Annotated in this window: 8 protein-coding genes; 5 read left to right on the top strand and 3 right to left on the bottom strand. The window is 65.4% G+C overall.

What is annotated here, in order from left to right; translation table 11 throughout:
* Positions 1 to 239: 239 nt before the first annotated feature.
* Positions 240 to 638 (bottom strand): DUF1844 domain-containing protein, encoded by a 399-nt coding sequence (locus K4G53_RS03390; RefSeq protein ID WP_221384102.1) that lies wholly within the window; start codon positions 636 to 638, stop codon positions 240 to 242.
* 402 nt (positions 639 to 1040) lie between these two features.
* Between K4G53_RS03390 and infC the strand changes: the two genes are divergently transcribed.
* The 4 genes from infC (at position 1041) to K4G53_RS03370 (ending at position 3909) form a co-directional block, all read left to right on the top strand.
* Positions 1041 to 2042: a translation initiation factor IF-3 gene (infC, locus tag K4G53_RS03385; RefSeq protein WP_374226142.1), complete on the top strand. Its 1002-nt coding sequence runs from the start codon at positions 1041 to 1043 to the stop codon at positions 2040 to 2042.
* Between the two features lie 121 nt (positions 2043 to 2163).
* A complete protein-coding gene (gene rpmI / locus K4G53_RS03380) occupies positions 2164 to 2358 on the top strand; it encodes a 50S ribosomal protein L35 (protein ID WP_221384100.1) in 195 nt (64 codons plus the stop codon).
* A gap of 118 nt (positions 2359 to 2476) precedes the next feature.
* Positions 2477 to 2866 carry a 50S ribosomal protein L20 gene (rplT, locus tag K4G53_RS03375; protein WP_018763610.1) on the top strand — a complete coding sequence of 130 codons (390 nt, stop codon included), beginning with the start codon at positions 2477 to 2479 and terminating at the stop codon, positions 2864 to 2866.
* Between the two features lie 71 nt (positions 2867 to 2937).
* Complete coding sequence (locus tag K4G53_RS03370) at positions 2938 to 3909, top strand: RNA methyltransferase (protein WP_221384099.1); 972 nt, start codon at positions 2938 to 2940, stop codon at positions 3907 to 3909.
* 229 nt (positions 3910 to 4138) lie between these two features.
* Here K4G53_RS03370 and K4G53_RS03365 read toward each other — a convergent pair whose 3' ends face one another.
* Complete coding sequence (locus tag K4G53_RS03365; protein ID WP_018771572.1) at positions 4139 to 4414, bottom strand: GlsB/YeaQ/YmgE family stress response membrane protein; 276 nt, start codon at positions 4412 to 4414, stop codon at positions 4139 to 4141.
* Between the two features lie 194 nt (positions 4415 to 4608).
* On the opposite strand from K4G53_RS03365, the gene K4G53_RS03360 reads away from it, so the two are divergent.
* The gene (locus tag K4G53_RS03360; RefSeq protein ID WP_221384098.1) at positions 4609 to 5568 is read left to right on the top strand and encodes a cation diffusion facilitator family transporter; all 960 of its coding nucleotides are present in this window, start codon (positions 4609 to 4611) and stop codon (positions 5566 to 5568) included.
* Between the two features lie 59 nt (positions 5569 to 5627).
* On the opposite strand, the gene K4G53_RS03355 is transcribed toward K4G53_RS03360, so the two are convergent.
* Positions 5628 to 6836, bottom strand: coding sequence for an MFS transporter (locus tag K4G53_RS03355; protein WP_221384097.1), 1209 nt, complete (start codon positions 6834 to 6836; stop codon positions 5628 to 5630).
* Positions 6837 to 6925 lie beyond the last annotated feature (89 nt).

The raw sequence follows: 6925 nt of genomic DNA, 5'->3' as shown, positions 1-6925 counted from the left end.
GCACGCCTCACTGATCGAGGCCCCTTGCCGCAAAAGCGCAAAGAACCCGTCCCTGACCGCATCCCCAAAAACGTACCCCGCCGGCATCGCAACACCCCTTCAACGGTTTCGTTGCAACCACCACTTGACTTTCCACCCGCTAAACGGCAGTTATGGAGCAGTGGATTGTGTTAAAGCGCGACGGCGGGACGACCTCCACAGGCCGTCCCGCCGTCGCGTTCACACAGGGGAGTCGTGCGTTAGTTGACGGCGCCGGTATACTTCTCGCCGGGGCCCTTGCCGGGCGCGTCCGGGATCAGGGACTCCTCACGGAAGGCAAGCTGAAGGGACCGCAGGCCATCACGCAAGGGACCGGCATGCTGGGAGCCGATCTCAGGGGCGGCGGCCGTAACCAGGCCTGCCAGGGCGGTGATCAGCTTCCGGGCCTCGTCAAGGTCCTTCAGTTCGGCCGCGTTCTCCTCTGCGGCCAGGCCAAGCTTGACGGCTGCGGCGCTCATCAGGTGCACGGCAGCCGTGGTGATGACCTCGATGGCGGGAACTTCCGAGATGTCCCGGATCTGCGCGGAGACATCCGGGGCGGCGCCGGCTCCATCCCCGGCGGCCTCGAAAACGTATGAATTACTGTCTGGGGTGCTCATACTGGTAAGCTTGACACAGACCGACTGGATGTCGTTATTTCAGGGATTGTCCCAAAACAATCAGGTTCCCAGCAGCGCTTTGCGGCGTTGGCGGGAATCTTTTCTGTAGAATGACATGCAGTTTGCAAGCGGAGTTCTCTCCCACCCGCGTCGGCCGTTGTCCTTGTGGTTCCCCGGAACCCTTCAAGGACGCAAGGTTGCCGGGTACCAGGTTGGGCATTGGCCCGGACGTGTTCCGGAGCCGTGCAGGTGCATCCAGCAGTGGATGCGCCACCATACCTATCGAGGCCTTCGATTGCTCCGGCAATTGGGGGCCTTCTCTATTTGCCGGAAATCAACAACAAACACAGGAGCTTTAACATTAGCGAGCCAAGAATCAATGAGCGTATCCGCGTCCCCGAGGTGCGGCTGGTCGGCCCTGCAGGTGAACAGGTAGGAATCGTCCGTATTGAGGATGCTCTGCGCCTGGCTGCCGAGTCCGACCTGGATCTCGTTGAAGTTGCACCTCAGGCGAAGCCTCCGGTGTGCAAGCTGATGGACTTCGGCAAGTACAAGTACGAGGCCGCGGTCAAGGCGCGCGAAGCCCGGAAGAACCAGACGAACACCGTTCTGAAGGAAATCCGCTTCCGCCTGAAGATCGACACCCACGACTACGAGACCAAGCGCGGCCACGCCCTGCGCTTCCTCGGAGCCGGGGACAAGGTCAAGGCCATGATCCAGTTCCGTGGCCGCGAACAGCAGCGCCCGGAAATGGGCATCCGCCTGCTCCAGCGCTTCGCGGACGACGTCGCCGAAGTCGGCGTGGTGGAGTCCAGCCCCCGCATCGACGGCCGCAACATGGTCATGGTGGTTGGTCCGCTGAAGAATAAGGCTGAGGCCAAGGCAGAAGCACGCAGGGCCACCCAGCGCGCGGAAGCCAAGGCACAGAACGAAGCCAAGGCTGCGGGACGCGTTGACACGTCCGGTCAGGACCAGGCCCCCATGACGCAGTCACTGGCGGACCTCCTGCCCGAGGGTTTCACCGTTTCGACCGAGCCGGAGGCAGCTCCCGCTGAAGCTCCTGCCGCCGAAGCACAGGCCGCCGAGGCTCCCAAGCAGGAAGCTCCCAAGCAGGAAGCCCCCAAGGCAGCCGCGCCGAAGCAGGAAGCTCCCAAGCAGGAAGCCCCCAAGGCTGCCGCGCCGAAGCAGGAAGCTCCCAAGCAGGAAGCCCCCAAGGCTGCCGCGCCGGCTGCCAAGCCTGCAGCAGCGCCGAAGCCGGAAGCCGCGGCGCCTGCTGCGTCGGCACCGAAGCCGGCCGCCGTGCCTGCTCCGCCGAAGCCGGTAGCGCGGCCCGCCGCGCCCAAGCCGGCTGCCCGTCCTGCCCCCAAGGCAGTGCCGAAGCCGGCCGGCAAGAAGACCAACTAGTTCATAGCTGCCGGAGGTTCTTTTCTCCGGCAGTCGGAAACCAGCATGCTGCCCGCAGGGGCGGCTGCGCGATAGAACTGCCAGCCCACGGGCCCGCAGAAACGTAAGGAGATCGGTTCCCATGCCGAAGATGAAGACCCACAGTGGTGCTAAGAAGCGCTTCAAGCTGACCGGCAGTGGCAAGCTGCGCCGCCAGCAGGCCAACCGCCGCCACTACCTGGAGCACAAGTCCACCCGCCTGACCCGCCGCCTCGCCGGCGACAAGATCGTCTTCAAGGGCGACGCCAAGGTCATCCGGAAGATGCTCGGCATCTAATTTCCAAGTTCTTTGACTGGCCGCCAGCCGGCGGTCCGTCACCTGCCAAACAGCCTTCTCAGGCCGCCGGAATACCGGCAGTAGATGCTTGGGATCAGATTTTCGAAGGAGTACGCACGTGGCACGTGTGAAGAGGGCGGTCAACGCCCACAAGAAGCGCCGGGTTGTTCTTGAACGCGCAAAGGGTTACCGCGGACAGCGTTCGCGCCTGTACCGCAAGGCCAAAGAGCAGCTGCTGCACTCGTTTGTGTACAGCTACGGTGACCGCAAGAAGAAGAAGGGCGACTTCCGCCGCCTCTGGATCCAGCGCATCAACGCTGCTTCCCGCGCCAACGGCCTCACCTACAACCGCCTGATCCAGGGCCTGAAGGCTGCTGAGGTTGAGGTTGACCGCCGTATGCTGGCCGAGCTGGCTGTCTCTGACGCCAACGCCTTCGCCGCGCTGGTCCAGGTTGCCAAGGATTCCCTGCCGGCCGACACCTCCGCCAAGAAGGTCGCCGCAGCCTAGCAGCAGCCAGCAGCCCTGCCGCGAAGGGCTCCGTTCAGGAACAGGTGGCAGCAGCTACTACAGTTCTTCATATGAACGAAACCGGGCGCCCGCAAGATTTACCACTGTCCAACCCCCGAGCCGATCGGGTCAGGGACGTGGCAAAGCTTGCCGGGCGCCCGGCGCGTTTAAAACGCGGCCAGTTCCTTGCCGAAGGTCCGCAGGCGGTCCGGGAGGCGCTCAAACTACACCAGCAGCGCCTCGCCGCAGGAGCTCCCGGCGTGGTCACCGAGGTCTACGCCAGCGAGGGCTGCCTCGATCGGTTCCCTGAGTTCGAGCAGCTTGCCGAGGGCACGAATGCCCGCGTGGCCACCGACGAGGTCCTGGCGGCCATGGCCGATACGGTCAATCCGCAGGGGATCGTCGCCGTCTGCCGTTTCGTCGACGTCACCCTGGAGGACGTGCTCGACGCCGGGCCACGCCTGATTGCCGTGCTCTGCCAGGTCAGGGACCCCGGCAACGCCGGAACAGTGCTGCGCGCGGCCGATTCCGCCGGTGCCGACGCCGTAGTCTTCACCACCTCCAGCGTGGATATTTACAACCCGAAGGCCGTACGCTCCACCGCCGGCTCGCTGTTTCACCTGCCCGTGGTCCTGGCGGCAGATCCGGCCGAACTCGCCGCGGCGTGCAGCGCCCGTGGCATCGGTATCCTCGCAGCCGACGGTTACGGGCAACTGGACCTGGACGTACTGCAGGACGAGAACGCCCGGCGCAGGCTGACCGGCACGGGGCCGGAATCGGCTTACGACCTTGGCGCTCCCACTGCCTGGTTTTTCGGCAATGAGGCGCAGGGCCTCTCGGACGAGGAACTGCGGCTGGCTGACCACCGGGTGGCCGTCCCCGTCTACGGTGCCGCGGAAAGCCTGAACCTGGGCACCGCAGCGACAGTATGCCTCTACGCCAGCGCCCGTTCCCAGCGTCGTGCTGAGGCCACGGCGGGACAAGGGGGTGCGGGCCAGGGCAATTCCGGGCAGAGTAATTCCGGCCAGGGCAATTTCGCATAGCGCAGGGCGATTCCAGGTAGCGCCGGGCAATTCCAGACAGCGCAGCGCAGGAGAGGAGACCGCGGCGTCGGACATGCCGGGCCGGGCCCAGGGCACACCGGGCGCCACGGCACCCCGGGCACAGGGAACCGGGGGAACGCCGGGGAACACGGGGCAGGCCGGGCTCTCCAGGGCACAAAGAAAGGCCCCGGAAACTCCGGGGCCCGTTGGTTATTGGATGACAGAGCGGTCAGGGTGCGCGGGTAGCCTTTCCACGCCCGGTAACGGCTCCGTAGATGCCGGCAACAAGAAGGCCGCCGACGATAGCGAGAATCCAGGTGCCGAGGTCGAAGAAGGCAAGATCGCCCTTGTTGAACAGGAGGCTGCCAATCCAGCCTCCAACAATGGCGCCTACAACACCGAGGATGAGGCTGGTGACCCAGCCGCCGCCGACCCGTCCGGGCATGACGGCCTTAACGATGGCCCCAACGATCAGGCCCAAAATGATCCAAGCAAGAAAACCCATGTCTCCTCCTTATAATGACCGGGATTAACAGTCCCGATGAGGCTCAAGCTAACATAAGCGCCCCCCGAAAGTCAGTAGGCCCGCGGCGGGCGCTGCATGGCCGCAGCCGCTGCGGGTACGGTAATCAGTGGGCGGGCAGGCAGGGATCCCGCAGTTTCCGACTGTTCCACAACCGGTGAAGAGGTGAGTCCCAGGTGGCTGCAAGTGGCGGTACCAAAGCGATTGTTGCGGCCCTGGCCGCGAACCTGACCATTGCGGTCCTGAAGTTCCTGGCGTACTTACTGACGCTGTCCTCATCGATGCTGGCTGAGGCCATCCACAGCCTTGCCGACTCCGGCAACCAACTGCTGCTCCTGCTCGGCGGGAAGAAGTCCCAGCGGGCCGCGAGCCCGGAGCACCCTTTCGGCTACGGCCGCGAACGCTACATCTATGCCTTCATCGTGTCCATCGTGCTCTTCAGCGTCGGTGGCCTCTTTGCCCTCTTCGAAGCGTGGCAGAAGCTCCAGCACCCGCACGGCATCGAGGGCGGGTTCTGGTGGGTTCCGCTGGCCGTGCTGGCGGGAGCCATCATCGCCGAGTCCTTCTCGTTGCGGACGGCAATCATTGAATCCAACCACACCCGCGGCAGGCAGTCGTGGGTCAAGTTCGTGCGCAGCGCCAAGCAGCCCGAACTGCCGGTGATCCTGCTTGAGGACTTCGGTGCCCTTCTTGGCCTCGTGTTTGCACTGATCGGCGTAAGCCTCACCCTGGTTACGGGCAACGGTGTTTGGGATGCCGCCGGCACCGCCATGATCGGCCTCCTGCTGGTGGCAATCGCCGTGGTGCTGGCACTGGAAACCAAGTCGCTGCTTCTGGGCGAGTCCGCCACGCGGGAAGACGTGCAGCGGATCAGGACGGCCATCGAGTCCGACGGCGGCCGGATCATCCACTTGAAGACCCTGCACCTGGGCCCGGAGGAACTGCTCGTTGCGGCGAAGATCGCGGTCAGCAGGACTGCCACCGGCGAAGAGATCGCCCAGGCCATCGACGGCACCGAGGAGCGGATCCGCGCCGCCGTCCCCATCGCCCGCGTCATCTACCTGGAGCCCGACCTCCACCGTGCGGCGGCAGGCGGCGCGGGCCAGGAACCCGCCGTCGCTGCTCCCCGTCCTTAGGGGACGGACAGCCACGGGGCCGCCGGCTGCCGGAACCCGGTCCCCCCAGGGGAGCCGGCTCAGGCAGCCAGCGGCCTTTTGCGTTCCAGCAGGCCGCTGGCAAGCGCGACGCCGAAGCCGAGGACGGCCAGGACGGCACCGACCAGGGCAGGGGCAACAAATCCCCAGCCCAGGGAGATAACGAGGCCGCCGAGGAACGCGCCCAGGGCATTGGCGACGTTCAGGGCGGCATGGTTCAGCGACGACGCGAGCGACGGCGCATCCGGGGAGGCGTCCAGGAGCCGGGTCTGCAGCGCCGGAATCAGCATTGAACCGGCGGCTCCAACAACAAACACCATCACGAAGGCGCTCCACGCCCAGTGCGCTGCAACGGCATAGACCACCAGTGCGACGGCAATGGCGGGCAGGACCCGGTACAGGGTGCCCATGACAGACTTGTCCGCGAGCCGGCCGCCCACGATGTTGCCGGCCACCATGCCCAGCCCGTAGAGCGCCACGACCAACGGAATCAATGCCGAAGGGATGCCGGCTACCGCGGTCATGGTGTGCGCAATGTAGGTGTAGGTGGCGAAGAAACCGCCAAAGCCCACAATGCCGACCAGCAGGGCCAGCCAGACCTGGAGGCGCTTGAGTGCCCCGAGCTCGCGGCGGATGCTCGCGTCCGGATGGGCCTGGCGGAACGGCACAAACCGCCAAACCAGCAGGAAGGCCAGCACGCCGATGGCCCCCACGAGGACAAACAGGAAGCGCCAGCCATAGGTTTGGCCCAGCCAGGTTGCGAACGGGACGCCTACTACATTGGACACGCTCAAGCCCGCCATCACCATGGAGATGGCCCAGCCCCGCCGCGTGGCCGGCACCAGGGACGCGGCGATCACCGCGGCTACACCGAAGAACGCGCCATGCGGCAGGCCGGCGGCGAAGCGCGACACCAGCATCGTCCCGTAATCGGGGGCTGCGAACGAGCTGAGGTTGGCAAGGGTGAAGAACAGCAGGAGCCCCAGCGCGAGCCGCTTCCGGGGCAGTTTCGCACCGACGGCGGCCAGCACGGGAGCGCCGACCACCACACCCAGGGCATAGGCGGAAATCAGGTGCCCGGCCTCGGGTGTGCTGATGGCCAGGCCCTGCTCCACCTCCTTCAGCAGTCCCATCATGGTGAACTCGGTGACGCCGATGCCCACGCCACCCATGGCCAGGGCAAAAATAGCCATGCCGATGCCGGGTGATTTGGTGGACGCTGCCGTGGACGATTGAAGAACGCTGCTCATATGCCTGCTTTTCGACTGCTGGAACTGAAAACGGGGCGGCTGCCACGGCAGTGGGGCAGAAGGTCCCGACGCGTCCGCTGACCTGCGGG

Origin of the sequence: Arthrobacter sp. MAHUQ-56 (genome assembly GCF_019710585.1) — a bacterium.
Lineage (GTDB): Bacteria > Actinomycetota > Actinomycetes > Actinomycetales > Micrococcaceae > Arthrobacter.
The sequence above is the reverse complement of the archived record's forward strand: the minus strand, read 5'-3'. Positions and strand labels throughout refer to the sequence as shown.